Annotated in this window: 12 protein-coding genes; 4 read left to right on the top strand and 8 right to left on the bottom strand. The window is 65.5% G+C overall.

What is annotated here, in order from left to right:
* Positions 1 to 4 precede the first annotated feature (4 nt).
* The 6 genes from ACZ0BA_RS27090 to ACZ0BA_RS27065 form a co-directional block, all read right to left on the bottom strand.
* The gene (locus tag ACZ0BA_RS27090) at positions 5 to 5,524 is read right to left on the bottom strand and encodes a hybrid sensor histidine kinase/response regulator (RefSeq protein ID WP_463454220.1); all 5,520 of its coding nucleotides are present in this window, start codon (positions 5,522 to 5,524) and stop codon (positions 5 to 7) included.
* 38 nt (positions 5,525 to 5,562) lie between these two features.
* Positions 5,563 to 7,866 carry a methyl-accepting chemotaxis protein gene (locus ACZ0BA_RS27085; protein ID WP_463454219.1) on the bottom strand — a complete coding sequence of 768 codons (2,304 nt, stop codon included), beginning with the start codon at positions 7,864 to 7,866 and terminating at the stop codon, positions 5,563 to 5,565.
* A gap of 80 nt (positions 7,867 to 7,946) precedes the next feature.
* Positions 7,947 to 8,516 carry a chemotaxis protein CheW gene (locus ACZ0BA_RS27080; RefSeq protein ID WP_463454217.1) on the bottom strand — a complete coding sequence of 190 codons (570 nt, stop codon included), beginning with the start codon at positions 8,514 to 8,516 and terminating at the stop codon, positions 7,947 to 7,949.
* Between the two features lie 3 nt (positions 8,517 to 8,519).
* Positions 8,520 to 8,885, bottom strand: coding sequence for a response regulator (locus ACZ0BA_RS27075; RefSeq protein WP_463454216.1), 366 nt, complete (start codon positions 8,883 to 8,885; stop codon positions 8,520 to 8,522).
* A gap of 19 nt (positions 8,886 to 8,904) precedes the next feature.
* A complete protein-coding gene (locus ACZ0BA_RS27070; protein WP_463454215.1) occupies positions 8,905 to 9,327 on the bottom strand; it encodes a response regulator in 423 nt (140 codons plus the stop codon).
* Between the two features lie 119 nt (positions 9,328 to 9,446).
* Positions 9,447 to 9,599, bottom strand: a complete 153-nt coding sequence (locus tag ACZ0BA_RS27065; protein WP_020701174.1) for a rubredoxin — start codon at positions 9,597 to 9,599, stop codon at positions 9,447 to 9,449.
* A 95-nt stretch (positions 9,600 to 9,694) separates the two neighbouring features.
* On the opposite strand from ACZ0BA_RS27065, the gene thiD reads away from it, so the two are divergent.
* Both thiD and hemL read left to right on the top strand, forming a co-directional pair.
* Positions 9,695 to 10,546, top strand: a complete 852-nt coding sequence (gene thiD / locus ACZ0BA_RS27060; protein ID WP_463454214.1) for a bifunctional hydroxymethylpyrimidine kinase/phosphomethylpyrimidine kinase — start codon at positions 9,695 to 9,697, stop codon at positions 10,544 to 10,546.
* A gap of 41 nt (positions 10,547 to 10,587) precedes the next feature.
* Positions 10,588 to 11,892, top strand: a complete 1,305-nt coding sequence (hemL, locus tag ACZ0BA_RS27055) for a glutamate-1-semialdehyde 2,1-aminomutase (RefSeq protein WP_463454213.1) — start codon at positions 10,588 to 10,590, stop codon at positions 11,890 to 11,892.
* A gap of 44 nt (positions 11,893 to 11,936) precedes the next feature.
* On the opposite strand, the gene ACZ0BA_RS27050 is transcribed toward hemL, so the two are convergent.
* Complete coding sequence (locus ACZ0BA_RS27050; protein ID WP_463454212.1) at positions 11,937 to 13,220, bottom strand: ABC transporter ATP-binding protein; 1,284 nt, start codon at positions 13,218 to 13,220, stop codon at positions 11,937 to 11,939.
* Between the two features lie 15 nt (positions 13,221 to 13,235).
* Positions 13,236 to 14,966 (bottom strand): ABC transporter permease, encoded by a 1,731-nt coding sequence (locus ACZ0BA_RS27045; RefSeq protein WP_463454211.1) that lies wholly within the window; start codon positions 14,964 to 14,966, stop codon positions 13,236 to 13,238.
* Positions 14,967 to 15,266: 300 nt separating this feature from the next.
* On the opposite strand from ACZ0BA_RS27045, the gene ACZ0BA_RS27040 reads away from it, so the two are divergent.
* Positions 15,267 to 16,007 (top strand): GAF domain-containing protein, encoded by a 741-nt coding sequence (locus ACZ0BA_RS27040; RefSeq protein WP_463454210.1) that lies wholly within the window; start codon positions 15,267 to 15,269, stop codon positions 16,005 to 16,007.
* Between the two features lie 204 nt (positions 16,008 to 16,211).
* Entirely contained in the window at positions 16,212 to 17,843 is a 1,632-nt protein-coding gene (locus tag ACZ0BA_RS27035; protein WP_463454208.1) for a methyl-accepting chemotaxis protein, read from the top strand.
* Positions 17,844 to 17,889: the final 46 nt, after the last annotated feature.

Raw genomic sequence — 17,889 nt, 5'->3', positions numbered from 1 at the left:
GCGATCATTTCAACAAACCCGTGATCGTCTCCAACAACACCGGCTCCTGGAACGGTTTGCCGAAATACGCGTTCACCCCAAGCTGCAACGCGTAGTTGCGGTGCTTGTCGGCGCTGCGCGAGGTGATCATGATGATCGGAATATCCCTGGTCCGAACGTCGCCGCGCACATTGCGCGTCAGGTCGAAACCGTCCATGCGCGGCATTTCTATATCGACCAGCATCAGATCGGGCGTGATGTCCTGCAACTGCTCCAGCGCGTCCACGCCGTCCTTGGCCAGCACGACGTTGTAGCCTTCGCGCTCCAGCAGGCGCTGGGTGACACGCCGCACCGTCATCGAATCGTCCACCACCATGATGGACCTCGTGTTCGGACGCGCTTGGGCCGGATCGGCCGCGCGCGCGTAATTCCGCCTTGCCTCCGGCTGCTGCGCCAGATGCTGCACCAGCGCCACGGGATTCAGAATCAGCACGATATCGCCGGTCCCCAGCACCGTCGCCCCGGCGATACCGGCGAGGCGCGACAACTGCGGACCGATATTCTTGATGACCACCTCCCGGTTACCCAGCACCTCGTCGACCCGCACCGCCAGCCGCTCGTTGCCGTTCTTGAGCATCATCACGGGCGCCGACCGCTGTGCCGGCAGCGGCGTATCCGCCTCGCCGAGCAAGGCGGGCAGATAATGCAGCGCGGCCTGGTGTCCCTGGATCGGCACGAAGCCGTTTTGATGGGCCTCCGCCAGCGCCGCGTCCTTCATCTGCAGCACCTGCTCGACCAGGATGGACGGGAAGGCGTAGGTCTTACCGCCGGCATCGAGCAGCACCACTTGCGTGACCGCCAGGGTCAACGGCAGGCGGATGGTGAAGCGCGTGCCTTTGCCAGGCTCCGAAAACATATCGACGCGCCCGCCCAGCGATTGCGCCTCCGACTGCACGATGTCCATGCCGAGGCCACGCCCCGACAACTCGGTCAGCGATTCGGCGGTGGAAAAGCCCGGCTCGAAAATCAGATCGGCGATCTGCGCTTCGGTGACCTCGTCCTCCTCCAGCAGCAGGCCGCTGCTGATCGCCTTGGCGCGAATGCGTTCCAGATCGAGGCCGGCGCCGTCGTCGCTAAATTCGATGACCACCTCGTTGCCCTGCTGCGTGACCTGCACCAGCAGCTCGCCGGTCTCGTTCTTGCCCGCCGCACCCCGGGCGGCGCGCGACTCGACGCCGTGGGCGATGGCGTTGCGCAGCAAGTGCTCGAACGGCGCGGCCATGCGTTCCAGCACGCTGCGGTCGATCTCCACGGCGCTGCCGCGAATGTCCAGATTGACGCGCTTGTCCACTTCCTTGGCGCTTTGGCGCGCCACGCGGAACAACCGCTCGGAGATGCTGGCAAAAGGCACCATGCGCACCCGCATCAGGTCACGCTGCAGATCGCGCGTGAGGCGCGCCTGCTGCACCAGATCGTCGCTGGCGGCATCGACGCCACGGGTCAGGCTTTCGTGGAACGAGGCGACGTCGTTGACGCTTTCGGCCATCATCCGGGTCAGTTCCTGCAGCCGGGTAAAGCGGTCGAATTCGAGCGGATCGAATTCGCGGTCGCTCGACACCGACATGCGCGAGGCGATCTGCGATTCGGCCTGCATTTCCAATTCGCGCAGCTGGCGGCGCAAGCGCGCCAGGTTCTCCGAGAAGTCCAGCAGCGACGAGCGCAGGGTGCCCACTTCGTTCTCCAGCCTGGAGCGCGAAATCGATACCTCGCCGGCCTGGTTGACGAGACGATCGAGGATGTCGGCGCGCACCCGCACCAGCGGCGATCTGGCGCCTGCCGCCGGCTCTTCGCCCGGCGGCACCGGCGACGCAATGCCGGCGGCATCTTCAGCTTCGGGAGCGCCATCGCCGCCCGCCGCCGCCGGCGCTCCGGCCTGGATGCTTTCGACGTCGGCGGCAAGACCGGCGACACCTTCCTTCGACGCGGTCGGGTTGAACGCGTCCGGACGCTGCAATTGCTCGAACAGCAGCAAGGCATGGTCGTAGTGCGCGAGCAGCTCGTCGAACGCCTGCGGCGTGGCGAAGCCCGCGTGCACCATGTTTTCGATGTGGGTTTCGATTTCATGCGCGTGCTGGCCCAGGCGCATCGCGCCGGCCATGCGCGCGCTACCCTTGACAGTGTGCAGCAGGCGTAGCAGGCCTTGCGCGTGGGACGTGTCGGCGGGATCATGCTGCCAGGCGCGCAGCGCTTCGCCCACTTGCGGCAGCAGGTCGGCGCCTTCTTCGAGGAACACCGGCAGCAGATCGGCGTCCAGGTCGTCGTTGAAGAGCGCCGGCGCGGCGGCCAGGATTTCCGGCTCGGCCGGCGCCAGTTCGATGATCTCGGCATCCACTGCCGGCGCGGCCATATTCAGTGGCGGATCGGCGAAGGCGTCGTCAAAGGCCGCGTTGAACAGATCATCGATGCTGTCATCGGCACGCACTTCGGCCTTTTTCGGCTCCGGCGCGGCCACCGGGGCGTCGGATTCCGGAACGCTGCCGCTGATGACGTTGTAGGTTTCCCTGAACAGACGATCCAGCGGGGTCTCTTCGACTTCGGCTCCGGCTTTGGTTTCGTCTTCGGCCGCCTCCGGCTGCGGCGGCGTCGCGATGTTTTCCATCGTCTCGGCCATCATGTCATCCAGCCGCGCCTCGATATCCTGGCCGGCGCCAGGCGGCGTGGCGGCCAGTTGCTCGCTCAACTGCCGCAAGGCGGCGATCAGCTCCGGCTGCGCTGCGGGCATCTCGCCCTGCGCAAAACTCTGCAGCATCTGGCGGATGCGCTCTACCGCGAAGTCCAGCAAATCGTGCTGCGCCTGGTCCAGGTGCGGGGCCGGCGGCAGCAGCGATTGCAGCGTCGCCTCAAGCGCCAGCGCCACTTCGCGCAAGACCTTGAAGCCGACCGTGCCCGATGTGCCGGCCAGCGTGTGCGACGCCTGCAACGCCTCCGGATTGACCGGGCGGCGCGGCTCGTGACGCCACTCGCCGAAGTCCTGCTGCAACAGGCGAACCAGTTCGTCCGTCTCGTGCAGATAGATGTTGTACAGCGGCAGAGGGATGTCCAACTCGCCGATATGCTTGACGTTGTCGTCGCGCGGGGCCAGCGGCGGCGCCACCGTGGGGAAATCGATGACGTTGCCGGCCGCCGCAGGTGGCGCGGGTGGCGTTGGTGGCGTTTGTGGTGCCGGTGGTGCCGGTGGCGTGGTCTCCGCCGCAGGCGCTTCTTCCGCCGCCTGCTCGGCTTCCTCGATGAAGAACGCACCACCCTCCCGAACCCGCACGGCGGCGGCGATTAACGCGCCGGCATTGCGGTCCGAAACGCCGGCCGACGCCAGCTCGGCAACCCACGCCCGCAATTCCCGCGCGGCCGCGGCCAGCAACTCGAACAGCGCATCGGAAGAAGGCCGCTCCTCGGCCAGCCAGGTGTTCATCATCCGCTCGACCGCTTGCGCGGCGTCGGCGAACTGGTTCAACGCCACCATCCGCCCGCTGCCTTTGAGCGTATGGAAGGATCGGCGCAAGGTGATCAGGGACTGCTCGCTGGCGGATTCCGAACGCGGCTTGTCCAGCGTGGCGTCGACAAAGTCCAGCGTCTCACGCGCCTCGGCGATGAAGATCTCCAGCAGCTCGGCCTCCACCGCCGCGTCGCTGGCGGCGGGCGGCGGCGCCTCCGCCGGCATCGACGCCGGCGCCGGCGCAACCACTTCCTGATCCAGCACCGGTATCGATTCCGACTCCGCCATCTTCTTGAAGGGCACCGAGCGGAAAGTACCCTGCTGCGCATCGAAGGTGAAACGCTCGCGCGCGCCGGCCGCGTTCTGCGCCAGCATATCGACAAAGAATCCCAGTGCGCCGACATTTTGCGCGATGTCATCGAGCGCCTTCGACTCCTGCGTGGCATCGCCATCGCCGGCGGCCAGCGAAAGCACAGCAGCCTTGACGTGCTGCGCCGCCTTCATCGCGTCTTCTTGATCGAGCATCGCCAGCGCGCCCTGCAACTGATGCAGCACCGGATCGAGTTCCGCCAGCGAAGGACGCCGGGAAGGATCGATGTAGTACTCGTCGAGCACCTTCTCCACCTGGCGCAAACCGGTTTTCATTTCCAGCGCCAGCGCGATGGCGGTGTCGTCCTGCCGCATCTGCCGCGTCAGGCCGTTCTGCCACTGCGCCGGCTCGGGCGGCGTATCGCCGGACACCAGCGCCAGCAAACGTGCGCCTATCGTATCGGCACTCGCCGCGAAATCGGTCGGCAGATGACGAATGCGCTCCAATCCATGTTCGGCGAACAGCAGCGCGGTCGCCATTTCCAGCGCCAGCTCCTCGCTGCGCCCGGCCGAGACGGCGGTGCGCGCCACCTCGGCCAACTGGCGCATCAGCGCACTGAGGGCCGGGATATTGAGCTTGTCGCATTCGCACGCGACATCCGTCAGCGCCGTGTCGAACGCCGCATCGAGCGCGGGATCGATTTCCGCCTCGGCCAGTCTGTCCCAACTGGCCTTGGCCTGGACGATGCCGCTCTTGGCGCGCTCCAGCGCCTCGCTGTCGATCTGACCATAGCGGCGGGTTTCGTAATCGGCAGGCGCCAGGCCGTCAAGCGCGAACGCGGCGCGCATCTTCCTCGCAGCCGGCGATTCGGTGTCCGGGCCGGCCGCCGCGATGAAGAACAGCGCATCTCGCAACATCGTATCCGGTTGCGCCACCGTGCCCTGGCTCAGACGGCGAATTTGCAGATTGATCAATCCGAACAGCTGTTTCACATACAGGCCGCCCGCCAGTTCGCCACCGGCCACCAGCTCGGCGAAGCCCTGCATCGCCAGCCAGAAGGTGCGGGCCTTGTCGTCGCGCTGCGCATCGGCGACCAGCTTCACGGCATCGAGCAGCGCGGCGGCGTGTTCCCGCTGCTGCGCCGGCTCGGTGCTTTTCAGGTAAGGCAGCAGCGCGCGTTCGAAGCGCTGGCGGTAGGCCGGGTAGTCCACCAGAGCGTCGGCGCCGGCGCCGGCGCCGGAATGGGCGGCATCGGCGACATCGGGTTCCGGGATCCGCGACAAATCGGGGAAGAACAGGTCCGCCGGATGTATGCGGTCGCCGCCTATCATCTCCTGCACCGCGCGATAGTACGGGAACAGCCTGGCCGGCTGCGACGGCGCGCCCTCCAGCAGTTCCTCCAGATACTCGACCAGCGCCTGATAGAGCTGCGACACCGCCTCCACATGGTCGGTGCTGCACTTGACCGTGCCGGACTTGAAGCGGTCCAGCGCCGCCTCGGCCAGCTCCGTCATCTGGCTCACACCGTCGATATCGACCATCTGCAAGGCGCCGTGGGCCTGGTGCAAATGCGATTTCGCGTGTTGCAACTGCGTCGCCTGATCTTCCGCCGCCCTGCCGCCCGCTTCGACCAGCGCGGTCCTGGAGCGCGCCAGCGACTCCCGGATTTCGACCATCACCCAGGACAGGGGTCCGGTATCCAATTGCGGTTGCGGCGGTATCGAAAAATCAGTTGTGGTCATGCTTGCCTAGGCCTTTCGTTGAGGTGCGCGGCGTGCGTTCAGGACGCGATGCGGAATCGCGCCACCGAGTTTTTCAGTTCCTGCGCCAGCACCGACAGTTTATGGATCGATTGCGCGGTTTGCTGCGTGCCGTCCTGCGTCTGCTCGGTCACCGTCAAGATGTGTTGAATATCGTTCGCCACGCCGTTGGCCGATGTCGCCTGCTGGCCGGTGGCGAGCGAAATACCGGAAATCAGTTCTGCCAGGTGGTTCGACACCTGTGAAATGTCGTTCAGCGCCGTGCCGGCGGCATCGGACAAGCGCGCGCCTTCGACCACGCCCTGGGTCGATTTTTCCATCGCCGCGACGGCGTCGTGGGTATCGGTCTGGATCGTGCGCACCAGCGCGCCGATCTGCTTGGCCGCTTCGGCCGAACGCTCCGCCAGCCGCTGCACCTCCTCCGCGACGACCGAGAAACCGCGCCCCGCCTCGCCGGCCGACGCGGCCTGGATCGCCGCGTTCAGCGCCAGCACGTTGGTCTGTTCGGTGATGTCGGAAATGAGCTCGGTGATTTCGCCGATCTCCTGCGACGATTCGCCCAGCCGCTTGATGCGCTTGGAGGTGTCCTGGATCTGGTCGCGGATCTCGTGCATGCCCTTGATGGCGTTTTCCACCGCCGTCGACCCTTGCTGCGCCGCCGCCACCGACTGGCGCGCGACATCGGCCGATTCGCTGGCCGAACGCGACACATCGGTGATCTCGTTGGCCATCTTGGCGACGGTGGCGCTGGCGTCCTGGATCTCGCGCGACTGCCGCTGCGACGCCTGCAGCAGGTTGCTGGCGATGGTTTGCGCGTGGGTGGAAGCCTTGGTCACCTGCTCGGCGGTCGCGGTCACGCGTCCCACCAGCCCGCGCAGCTCTTCGACCGTGTAGTTGACCGAGTCGGCGATCGCGCCGGTGATGTCCTCGGAAACGGTGGCCTGCACCGTCAGGTCGCCGTCGGCCACCTCCTGCAGCTCGTTCATCAGCCGCAGAATCGCGGCCTGATTCTGGTCGTTCATGGCCTTGGCCTCCTCCTCCTGGCGCTGCGACTGCTGGCGCATCGCTTCGGCCTCCTGGCGGCGGCGGTCGGCGCCGCGCGTGCGGTTGTGGGAGTCCATCAGCAATACGCGGCCGATCGCCGCCGCCGTCATCAAGGTCAGCAAACCGCCGGCCACCATCAGCCAGAACGTCAGGTCGAGCGAATCCTGGTCTTCGCGGTACGCCTGCTGCAGCACCGACAGCCGTTGGCGCAGGGCCTCGTTGTCGTTGAAGATCAGCTGTTCGGCGGTCTTGGCGGCGCTGAATTTATCCAGTTTATTGAGGATCGCCGTCACCAGCTTTTGATATTCCTCGAAGTCGCCTTTTAGCGCGGTGAATTTATCCCGCAGGTCCGCATCCCGCACCGCCGCGATGCCCAGCGGCGCGCTGCCGTTGAGGAAACCGTCGACCGTGTTGCGGAACACCGTGGTGTCGCGCCCGAGCTGGAACGCGGTCTCCGAGCTGATGCCGCCGGCGGTCAGGAATTCACTGGCGCCACGGCTCATGCGCTGGGTCAGCATCGACAACCCGCCCAACGCGGCCAATTCCCGCCCTGTGCCGCCGCGTTGCAGCTTGATGGCGGTGATTTCCTCGGTGCGCGCCAGCAGGTCGGGCGACATCGTATTGAGTTTGCGCAGCGTCTTGTCCACCCCGCTCAAGTCCGACTTCAGGGTCAGGATGGTGTCGGCGGCGATGTCGGTCGCACTCCATTGCTTGCTTGCCGCAGCCACCACCGGCGCCAGCTCGGCGCGCGGCTCGCCGATTTCGCGGCCCTGGTAGGTGCCGCCGCGCGTCATCAGCCTGATGTCGTTATCGAGCTCCTTGCGGCTTTCCTCAAGCTGGCGGAAGCCCTCGGCGCTGCCCTGCACGGCGTTGGGCGCCGCCTTGCCGATGCGCTGGGAGTGCATCAGCGCGTCGCTGGCGACCTGGGTCTGGGCCGAGCGGTTGGCGCCGTGGATGAAGTTGAGCGCCACGAACAGCGCGCTCGCGCCCAGGCTTACCGCCAGCGCGGTCGATAAAATACTCAATTGGCGCTGCGCCGGCAGATGGCCGATCAGCGGAAGTTTGAAGGCTGCGGCGTCGGCGGGGGCCACGCGGGTGCCGAGACGGCCCAGCGCATCGCGCAAGCGCAGCGGCGCGCCGCCGTCGGCGGTGCCGGCGGTGGCCCCGGCGGCGGCATGCATGAACTGCGAATCGCCAGCCTCGCCGAATTCCGAATTCGCTGTCAGGTCCTGGTCGGCGCTGCGGTTGCCATTCGAGGAACTACCCATCTTGAAAGCCATACCACCCTCTCCGGATTAATTTATGCGACCCGCGCCGCGGCCCGCCCGTGTCGCCGCCAATCTTCCGCAGTGTACGTGCATCACAGGCCGACTTGCAGAAAAGCGGGATCGCGCACCAGCTGCGCCAGATCGATCCGGGTCCAGCATTGTCCCTCGGCGTCGTCGAAGTGCTGTCCGCACCATGCCGGCGCGGGGTCGGCAGGCGGCGGAGCGGCCTGCATGTCCGCCAGCTTGCGCAGGCCCAGCACGCGCCCGGCCAGCAGCGCGCAGTTAAAGCCGAGTCCCGGCGCGAAGGTGATCAGGCGGCGCTCCGAGACCGGGGTATCGTCGGCGCCGGCGCCCTGTCCCTGGTAGCGCGCCAAGTCGATCACGCCGGTCAGGTTGCCGCGAATATTAGCCAGGCCCTGGTACCAGGCGCGCGTCAGCGGCACCGGCGTCACCGGCTGCGGCGGCACGATCTCGCCGATCTGGGTCAGGTCCAGCAGGCACAGACGACCGCCGATCAGCACACCGAGTTCGCGCCCGCCGACATTGGCGCCGGTCTTGGCCGCTTGCATGCGCTCGAGCAGCTGCACCTGGTACTGGCGCAGGCGGCTGCGGCGTTCGGTGCCGGCCGGCGCGGCGGCGCTGTCGGGCGTGGTGTCGGTCATCGCCTAGCCCAGGGCGGCGATTTTCGCCAGCAGATCGGCCGCATCGACCGGCTTGACCAGATAATCGCGGGCACCCTGGCGCAGGCCCCAGATACGGTCGGTCTCCTGGTTTTTGCTCGAGCAGATAATCACCGGCAAATCCTGCAGCGCCGGATCGCGGGCGATCGAGCGCGTGACCTGGAAGCCGTTCGCGCCGGGCATGACCACGTCCATCAGAATCAGCTGCGGCTTGTCGGCCTTGATCTTGGCCAGCGCCTCCTCGCCGTTTTCGGCGACAGACACCGAAAAGCCGTTGCGCACCAGGATATCGGTCAGGTAGTAACGTTCGGTGGGCGAATCGTCGACGATCAAAATGCGTTGTATGGCCATAATTCCCTCTGCGGCTTTGTTATTCTGGTAACGGGACGGGCGCGCCGCCGGTGTGCTCGCGCACGGCGGCCAGCAGGCTATCCTTGGTAAATGGTTTGGTCAGATAGGCGGCCGAGCCGACCATCGCGCCGCGCGCGCGGTCGAACAGCCCGTCCTTGGAGGACAACATCAGCACCGGCGTGGCGTGGAATTTCGCGCTTTTTTTGATCAGCGCGCAGGTCTGGTAACCGTCCAGGCGCGGCATCAGGATGTCGCAAAACACCAGCGCCGGGTGGTGGTCGTTGATCTTGGCCAGCGCGTCGAAACCGTCTTCGGCCAGCACCACCTGGTAGCCGGCCTGGCTCAGGAAGATCTCGGCCGACCGACGTATCGTGCTGCTATCGTCGATCACCATGATTTTCAGGGCCGAATCGGGCACATTAGCTTGCGGCGTGGTCGTCATAATCGGGTCGCTGGGGTGATGCTACACGATAGCATAGGCGGAGCGGCCGGTGCGCCTTGCTGGCGCCGGCCGCCGCCGGCAGGCCCGGGCCGGGTGAATCCGGCACCGGCCGGCTGGCGTCAGATGGCGACCATCTCGAAATCGTCCTTGCGGGCGCCGCATTCCGGGCAGCTCCAGTTCATCGGCACGTCGGCCCAGCGGGTGCCGGGCGCGATGCCCTCGTCCGGAAGGCCGGCCTGCTCGTCGTAGATCCAGCCACAGATCAGGCACATCCAGGTCTGGAACTCCTGCGTTGTTTCATTGCTACTCACGTCTGCCACCCTTCAATCAAGTAAAATGCTGAATTAGGTATCTTAATCTACCAGCCGTGCAAAACCAAACTTCTCCTCTCATATTAAGCTTCGGCGCTGCCGATCCGGCCGGCGCGATGGGCGTCCAGGCCGACCTGGCCGCTTTTTCGGCCCTTTCGTGCACCGGACTGGCCGTCACCACCGCGTTGCTGATCGGCGACAGCGCGCGCGTCGAAGACGTGCAGGAAATCGATCCCGACTGGGTTTCCGATCAGGCCCGCGTGGTCCTGGAGGACATGACCATGGCCGCCTTCAAGGTCGGCGCGCTGACCAATATCGAGCAGGTGGCCGCCATCGCCGAGATCCTGTCCGACTATCCGGACGCGCCGCTGATCCTCGATCCGTTCAGCTCCCGCCTGCCCGACCTGCCCGACAACGACGCCGAGGAATTGCTCACCGCCGTGCGCCAGTTGCTGGTGCCGCAGGCGACCCTGCTGATGCTGTCGCTGGTGGAATTGGGCCGGCTGGCCGAAACCTGGCGCGAAGGCGCCGAGGACACGCTCGAATCGGATGTCGAACACCTGCTGGCCCTGGGCTGCGAATTCGTGCTTGTCACCGGCACCCCGGCTGGCACGCCGCAGGGCGACCCGACTTCACCCAACATCCTGGCCAACACCCTGTTCGGCGCCGAGGGCATGGTTAGCCACGACGCCTGGCAGCACCTGCCGGGCCCCTTCCTTGGCGCCGGCGGCACCTTGTCGGCGGCGATCGCCGCCTTCATGGCGCGCGGCGCCGACGTGCCCGAGGCGGTGGCGGCGGCGCAGGAATACACCGTCGGCGCGCTGGCGCACGCGCAGCGCTACGGCATGGGCAAGTTCGTGCCCAACCGCTTTTTCCATTTGCTGACCACGGCCGCCGACATGCAGTAAGCGCGGTCGCCGTCCACACACCTGATATTGAAGATGCCATCATGACCACGAACACGATCAACACCTCGAAAAACGATACCCTGTTCGCCCGCGCCCAGAAAACCACGCCGGGCGGCGTCAACTCGCCGGTGCGCGCCTTCCGTTCGGTCGGCGGCACGCCGCGCTTCATCACCCGCGCCGAAGGCCCGTACTTCTGGGACGCCGACGACAAGCGCTATATCGACTACATCGGCTCCTGGGGGCCGGCCATCGTCGGCCACGCCCACCCGGTGGTGGTCAAGGCGGTGCAGGAAGCTGCCGCGCGCGGCCTGTCGTTCGGCGCGCCGACCGAAGGCGAAGTGCTGATGGCCGAGGAAATCTGCCGTCTGGTGCCGTCGATCGAGCAGGTGCGCCTGGTGTCGTCGGGCACCGAGGCGACCATGAGCGCGCTGCGCCTGGCGCGCGGCGCCACGGGCCGCGACAAGATCGTCAAATTCGAAGGCTGCTATCACGGCCACGCCGACTCGCTGCTGGTCAAGGCCGGCAGCGGCCTGCTCACCTTTGGCAACCCGACGTCGGCCGGCGTGCCGGAGGACTTCGTCAAGCACACCCTGGTGCTGGACTATAACAATGTCGAGCAACTGGAAGAGGCGTTCGCCTCGTTCGGCGACGAAATCGCCTGCGTCATCGTCGAGCCGGTGGCCGGCAACATGAATCTGATCAAGGCCAGCGAGGCCTTCCTGCAGTCGATGCGCGCGCTGTGCACCGAACATGGCGCGGTGCTGATCTTCGACGAGGTGATGTGCGGCTTCCGCGTGGCGCTGGGCGGCGCGCAGGAACTGTACGGCATCAAGCCGGATCTGACGGCGCTGGGCAAGGTGATCGGCGGCGGCTTGCCGGTGGCGGCCTTCGGCGGCAGCGCCGAGTTGATGAGCAAGATGGCGCCGCTGGGCGCCGTCTACCAGGCCGGCACGTTGTCGGGCAATCCGGTGGCGGTGGCGGCCGGGATGACGACCTTGAAGATCATCCAGGAGCCGGGCTTTTACGAGAAACTGAGCGCCACGGCGGCGCGGCTGGCGGCCGGTCTGACCGAGGCGGCCAAGGAGGCCGGCGTGGTGTTCTGCGCCGATTCCGTGGGCGGGATGTTCGGTTTGTATTTCAGCGAGACGCCGCCGAACAACTATGCCGAGATGATGGCCGGCGACCGCGCGCGCTTCAACACCTTCTTCCACGCGATGCTGGACGAGGGCGTGTATTTCGCGCCGGCGGCGTTCGAGGCCGGGTTCGTGTCGGCGCAGCACAGCGATGCGGTGATCGACGAGACCATCGCGGCGGCGGGCCGCGTGTTCAAGCGGTTGGCCGCGTAAGAAGCCGCTGCCGGCTCGTACATGTACGAGCCGCCAGCAGCGCATCAAGTCTCGATGACGCCCGTATTGAAGTTGTACTCGAACAGATCCCCGTACCGCCCCCACTCGATCGCCACGCGCAACGCGCGCTCGGCCTCCTCGTCGCTCAGCGTGAACCGCAGCAGCTTGAGGAACAACTCCTCCGGCAAATCCCCGGACTTGTCCTGCTTGAGTCCATGGCAGATATACGCCACCAGCGGCACGTGCTCCAATAACTGCGCGCCGAACATCGCCTGCCGCTCGGCGTTGGCCGCCAGCGCATACCGCCCTCCCAATTCCGTCAGCAAAATATCGCCATTGGTCAGATAGGCGAAGCCCAGCAAAATAAGCGCGTTGAGCACCTCCAGCAGCTCGGCGTCGGTCAGCTCCGTCTCCTCGGCCAGCTGCGGCAAATCCGCCCGCCCGGAGAACGGCTCCTCGGCCAGCAGCTCCAGAATCCCCTCCATGTGGGCGATGTTCGCCTGCGGCAGGCGGTCGCCCAACTGCAGCTTGACCTCCTTCTCACTGATCAAACCGCGCCGTCCGGCGCCCGCCGTCATCAACTCGTAGACCTGGTCGATCAGATGACGCACCTCCGGCCCCTCCGCCTTGCGCGGCTGCGGCAGCGATATCGGCAGCTCGGCGCGCACCCGCCCCGGATCGCTGGCGAAGATCAGCACCCGGTCGGCCATCATCACCGCCTCCTCGATGTTGTGCGAGACCACCAGGATCGCCTTGGTCGGAATCCGCCCGGACTGCCACAGCTCGAGGATTTCCTCGCGCAGGCGTTCGCCGGTCAGCACGTCCAGCGCGGAAAACGCCTCGTCCATCAGCAGCACCTCCGGCTCCATCACCAGCGCGCGGGCGATGCCGACCCGCTGGCGCATGCCGCCCGACAGCTCGCGCGGCAGCGCGCCCTCGAAGCCGGACAGGCCGATCAGATCGATCACCTTTTCGGCGCGCTGCGCGCGCTCGGCCGCCGGCATGCCCTGCGCCTCCAGCCCCAGCTCGATATTTTTCTGCACCGTCAGCCACGGGAACAGCGCGAACGACTGGAACACCATGCGGATGCCGCGCGCGGTGCCGTACAGCGGCATGCCGCGATACAGCACCTGGCCGTCGTCGGCCGGAATCAGCCCCGCCATGATGCGCAACATGGTCGACTTGCCGGAGCCGGATTGTCCCAGCAGCGCGACGATTTCGCCCTCGTGCAGCGTGAAGTCCACGCCCTGCAGCACCGCGCGCGCGGTGCCGTCGGCGGCGCGGAAGTGTTTGCCGACCGATTTCAATTCAACGATAGGTGTGCTCATGGTGTGCTCCCGATTCTAGAAATGCAGCCGGCTCTCGGCCAGCTTGTACAGGCGGCGCCAGACGAAATGGTTGAAGCCCATGACGAAAATGCACATCACGCCGATGCCCAGCGCGATGCGCGGAAAGTCGCCGGCGGTGGTCATCTCGTTGATGTAGCTGCCCAATCCATGCGCCTTGACGTTGGTCGCGCCCCAGCTGACATATTCGGCCACGATGCTGGCGTTCCACGAGCCGCCCGACGCGGTGATGGCGCCGGTGACAAAGCTGGGAAAGATCGCCGGCAGCAGATAGCGCCGCCATTTGAGCCAGCCGGTCAAGCCGAAGTTCTGCGCCGCGTGACGCAGCTCGGTGGGGATCGTCGAGGCGCCGGCGATCACGTTGAATAGCAGGTACCACTGGGTGCCGAGGATCATCAGCGGCGACAGCCAGATATCCGGGTTCAGATGGAAGCGCATGATCAGTATCACCGCCACCGGGAACACCAGGTTGGCCGGGAACGCGGCCAGGAACTGCGCCACCGCCTGCGTGCGCGAGGCCCAGCGCGGATTCATGCCGATCCAGACGCCCACCGGCACCCAGATCACTGAGGCGAGCACCAACAGCAGCATCACCCGCAGCAGCGTGTAAAACCCGAGCACGAACACATGTCCGACTTCGCTCCAGCCGACCTCCGTGCTGATGAAATGCCCCAGAGTCCACAGCGCGTAAAACACCACGGCGGCGATGATCGCATCCCATACCCGCTGCGCGCCCAGCGCCTGGGTATGACGCCGCGCGCGGATCGAGGTGCCGTCGTGCCCCAGTCGGAACAGGGCGATGGAGCGCGACAGCAGCTCGCCGCACCACGCCACCAGCGCCTGCGTGCGCTCGGTGCGGCGCAGCCATGTCAGCAGCCACGATTGCTGGGCGGTGTCGCCGCCGGTTTCCTCGAAGCGGAACTTGTCGGCCCACGCCAGCAAAGGCCGGAAAAACAGCTGGTCGTACAGCAGCACGGCGATCAGCATGGCGAAGACCGCCCAGCCCATCGCGCCAAGGTCGCTGCGCTCGATCGCCAGCGCGATGTACGAACCGATGCCGGGCAGTTTGATGTTCTGGTTGGAGACCGAGATCGCCTCCGACGCCACCACGAAGAACCAGCCGCCGGACATCGACATCATCATGTTCCACAACAGCCCTGGCATGGCGAACGGCAGCTCGAGCCGCCAGAAGCGCTGCCAGCCGGAGAGCTGGAACACGCTGGCCGCCTCCGACAACTCGGCCGGCACATTGCGGAAGCCCTGGTAGGCGGAAAACGCCATGTTCCAAGCCTGCGACGTGAAGATGGCGAAGATCGCCGCGCATTCAACGCCCAGCAGGTTACCGGGGAACAGCGCGATAAAGGCCGTCACCGTGATCGACAGGAAGCCCAGGATGGGTATCGACTGCAGGATGTCGAGCAGCGGCACCAGCACTTTTTCGGCCAGCTTGTATTTGGTGGTCAGCGCGGCGAACACGCAGGCAAATACCACCGACGCGCCCAGCGCGATAAACATGCGCAACGTGGTGCGCAGCAGGTAGTAAGGCAGGTTGGTTGGGTCGAGCGACAGCGGCAAGGCCTGGCCAAGCTCGTAGGGACGCGCCATCTGCTGGCCGCCATAGGCCAGCAGCACGAAGACGGCCAGCACGATGGGCAGCAGCGCCCAGTCCCAGCGGTTGCCGCCGGCTTCGACCACTTGGCGGGGGAAAAATTGGCGTTTCTTGTTCATGACTTGTGGCCGGCAGAGTGTGACTGGCGGCCATTCTAAAGGAAACCGGTGTCAACTTTATTACAGTTACGAAAGTTCGCCGGTGCCAGCGCGCGACCGGACAGGCGAAGATGTTTTCTAAATGACGATTTTGATGATACTTCCGATCGGGTAGTGGCAATCATTGCATATAGTCATATTTTTGTTACTCATAAACAACTAAATCATCATTTTCGTCAATTTAAGTAATTTCCACACGGAAATTAAAGTACAATCGCTTCACGATGTGTTGCTCACTCCACCATGCAGAAAGCGAACCAGATGCCCCATAGCAAAGACTCCGTCCTGACCACACGCGCTACCGCCGAGCTGCTCGGGGTTGCCGTCAGCACGGCCCAGCTATGGATAGAAAATGGCGCGATTCCGTCGTGGAAGACGCCGGGCGGCCACCGCCGCGTGCGTCTGAGCGCCGTGCGGCGCCTGATGGAGCAACGCAGCGGCGAGAGCGCGCCTACCACCCCTGCCAAGGCCAGGCCCGCCAGTGACATCGAATTCCTGCCGGCAGCCGCGCCGCTGTATCCGGTCGCGCACGACGAGGCCGAACGCCTGCTGGCGCTCGACGCCGCGCGCCTGATCGACACGCCACCGGAGTCGGTGTTCGACCGCCTGACGTGGCTGGCCAGCCAGGTCACCGACTCGCCGATGGCACTGATCAGCCTACTGACCTCGCGCCGACAATGGTTCAAATCGCGGATCGGCGTGGAAGTGGGCGAGACGCCCCGCGACTGGGCTTTCTGCAGCCACGCCATTCTGCAAAACAGCCTGTTTGTGGTGGAGGACGCGACCCGCGACCCACGCTTCCAGGACAATCCGCTGGTCATCGGCGAGCCGCATATTCGTTTTTACGCCGCGTTTCCGCTGCTCGACGGCGGCAACCAGCCGCTGGGCACGCTGTGCATACTGGACCGCGAACCGCGCAAACTCAGGGACCGCGAAGTGCGCTCCCTGCGCGAACTGGCGGCGTTGGCATCGGAAGAAATTCAGCGCCGCGTTCCGCGCTAAGGATTGCATCGACACGCGCCGCCCCCGCCCTCGCCGGCGCGTTCAAACATTTAGCAATTATGCATCGATAGAAGCACATTCGTCGGCCTCGCCCAGCTCATGCGATCGCCAATAAAACAATATTGTCGCCGCCTCGCGGTCCCGTTTCCCCCACCAGCTGCCGCCGGATTTTGTGGAAACCCTCAACATGTCCCGGAAAATAATATGAACGCGTTTAAAAAACTCAAAATCGGTACCCAGTTAAGCCTCGGCTTTGGCATGCTCACCGCCTTCATGCTAATTCTGGCGGCCGTGTCGATTGTCGGCGTGTCCTCGATCGCCGACGCCGTCAAAAATCAGGACCGTCTCACCGACACCAGGCTGATACCGTTATACGCGGCGCGCGAAGCGTTGGCCCAAACCGGCCTGGCCGCGCGCAACGCCTATATCTTCACCGACGAAGCCCAGGCCGCCAAGGAACTGGCCATCGTCGACGAGCAAAAGGCGCTTTATCTGGCCGCGGTGGAAAAGATGACACCGGCCTTCGCCGGCAACGCCCAGTTCGACAAGGTCAAGACCGGCCTGCTGGCGATGGCCGAGGCACTGAAACAGCCGCGCAAACTGCGCGAAGGTCAGCAGATGGAAGCGTTCGGCAAGTTCCTGGTCACCGAATGCAGCCCGCTGCGCCGCCAGATCGTCGCCGACATCGCCGTGCTGGTCACGGCCGCGCAGAAGGAAGCCAACGCCGCCAGCGACTTGTCCGAAGGCCGCGCCGCCGCCGTGCGCAGCTGGGCCATCGCGCTGACCGTTGTCGCCTTCTTCCTGAGCGTACTGATCGCCACCCTGATCAAGCGCCTGCTGCTGAAACAGCTCGGCGGCGAGCCGGGCTACGCCGCCGAGATCGCCAACCAGATCGCCGAAGGTGACCTGTCCGTCGATGTCGATGTCAAGGAAGGCGACCTGCATAGCCTGCTGCACGCGATCAAGAGCATGCGCGACAGCCTGGCCTCGGTCGTCGGCCAGGTGCGCCACGGCACGGACGCGATCGCCAGCGCCTCGGCCGAGATCGCCCACGGCAACGAAGACCTGTCGTCCCGCACGGCCACGCAAGCGTCGTCGCTGGAAAAAATCGCCACCGCGATGGAAGAGCTGACCTCGACCGTGAAGCAAAACGCCAGCAACGCCCACCAGGCCAACACCTTGGCCCAGTCGGCCTCGTCGGTGTCGGAACAAGGTGGCGAAGTGATGCAGCAAGTGACCGACACCATGGCCTCGATCAACGAATCGTCGAAGAAGATTGTCGACATTATTTCCGTCATCGACGGCATCGCCTTCCAAACCAACATCCTGGCGCTGAACGCCGCCGTCGAAGCGGCCCGCGCCGACGAACAGGGCCGTGGCTTTGCCGTGGTCGCCAGCGAGGTGCGCAACCTGGCGCAACGCTCGGCCTCGGCCGCCAAGGAAATCAAGGCGCTGATCGACGACTCCGTCACCAAGGTCGGCACCGGCACGGACCTTGTGCAGAAAGCCGGCACGACGATGCACGCGGTGGTAGACAGCGTCAAGCGCGTGACCGAGATCATGGGTGAGATCAGCGTCGCCAGCGCCGAGCAGAGCCAGGGAATCGGCGAAGTGAGCAACGCCATCGGCGAGATGGACGGTATGACGCAGCAAAACACCGCGCTGGTCGAGGAAGCCTCCGCCGCCGCCCAGGAATTGCAGGAGCAGGCAGCCGGTCTGGCCGGTCTGGTCGGTCAATTCAAGCTGGCGGCCGATCGTGGCCGTGTAGCGTCGGCGCCGCCGGCCGCCAAACCCGCCAAGGCAAGCCGTCCAAACCTGCGCCTGGCACGCGCCTAATCCGGGGTCAAGTCTGGCATTCGGACACGAGGTGAGCCGTAGCGCC

The sequence above is a fragment of the Duganella sp. AC917 genome (genome assembly GCF_979258245.1).
The sequence above is the reverse complement of the archived record's forward strand: the minus strand, read 5'-3'. Positions and strand labels throughout refer to the sequence as shown.

Bases quoted from the DNA above. Each gene is read 5' to 3' on its own strand.
- ACZ0BA_RS27090 (WP_463454220.1), bottom strand. From the start codon at position 5,524: ATGACCACAACTGATTTTTCGATACCGCCGCAACCGCAATTGGATACC.
- ACZ0BA_RS27085 (WP_463454219.1), bottom strand. From the start codon at position 7,866: ATGGCTTTCAAGATGGGTAGTTCCTCGAATGGCAACCGCAGCGCCGAC.
- ACZ0BA_RS27080 (WP_463454217.1), bottom strand. From the start codon at position 8,516: ATGACCGACACCACGCCCGACAGCGCCGCCGCGCCGGCCGGCACCGAA.
- ACZ0BA_RS27075 (WP_463454216.1), bottom strand. From the start codon at position 8,885: ATGGCCATACAACGCATTTTGATCGTCGACGATTCGCCCACCGAACGT.
- ACZ0BA_RS27070 (WP_463454215.1), bottom strand. From the start codon at position 9,327: ATGACGACCACGCCGCAAGCTAATGTGCCCGATTCGGCCCTGAAAATC.
- ACZ0BA_RS27065 (WP_020701174.1), bottom strand. From the start codon at position 9,599: ATGTGCCTGATCTGTGGCTGGATCTACGACGAGCAGGCCGGCCTTCCG.
- hemL (WP_463454213.1), top strand. From the start codon at position 10,588: ATGACCACGAACACGATCAACACCTCGAAAAACGATACCCTGTTCGCC.
- ACZ0BA_RS27050 (WP_463454212.1), bottom strand. From the start codon at position 13,220: ATGAGCACACCTATCGTTGAATTGAAATCGGTCGGCAAACACTTCCGC.
- ACZ0BA_RS27045 (WP_463454211.1), bottom strand. From the start codon at position 14,966: ATGAACAAGAAACGCCAATTTTTCCCCCGCCAAGTGGTCGAAGCCGGC.
- ACZ0BA_RS27040 (WP_463454210.1), top strand. From the start codon at position 15,267: ATGCCCCATAGCAAAGACTCCGTCCTGACCACACGCGCTACCGCCGAG.
- ACZ0BA_RS27035 (WP_463454208.1), top strand. From the start codon at position 16,212: ATGAACGCGTTTAAAAAACTCAAAATCGGTACCCAGTTAAGCCTCGGC.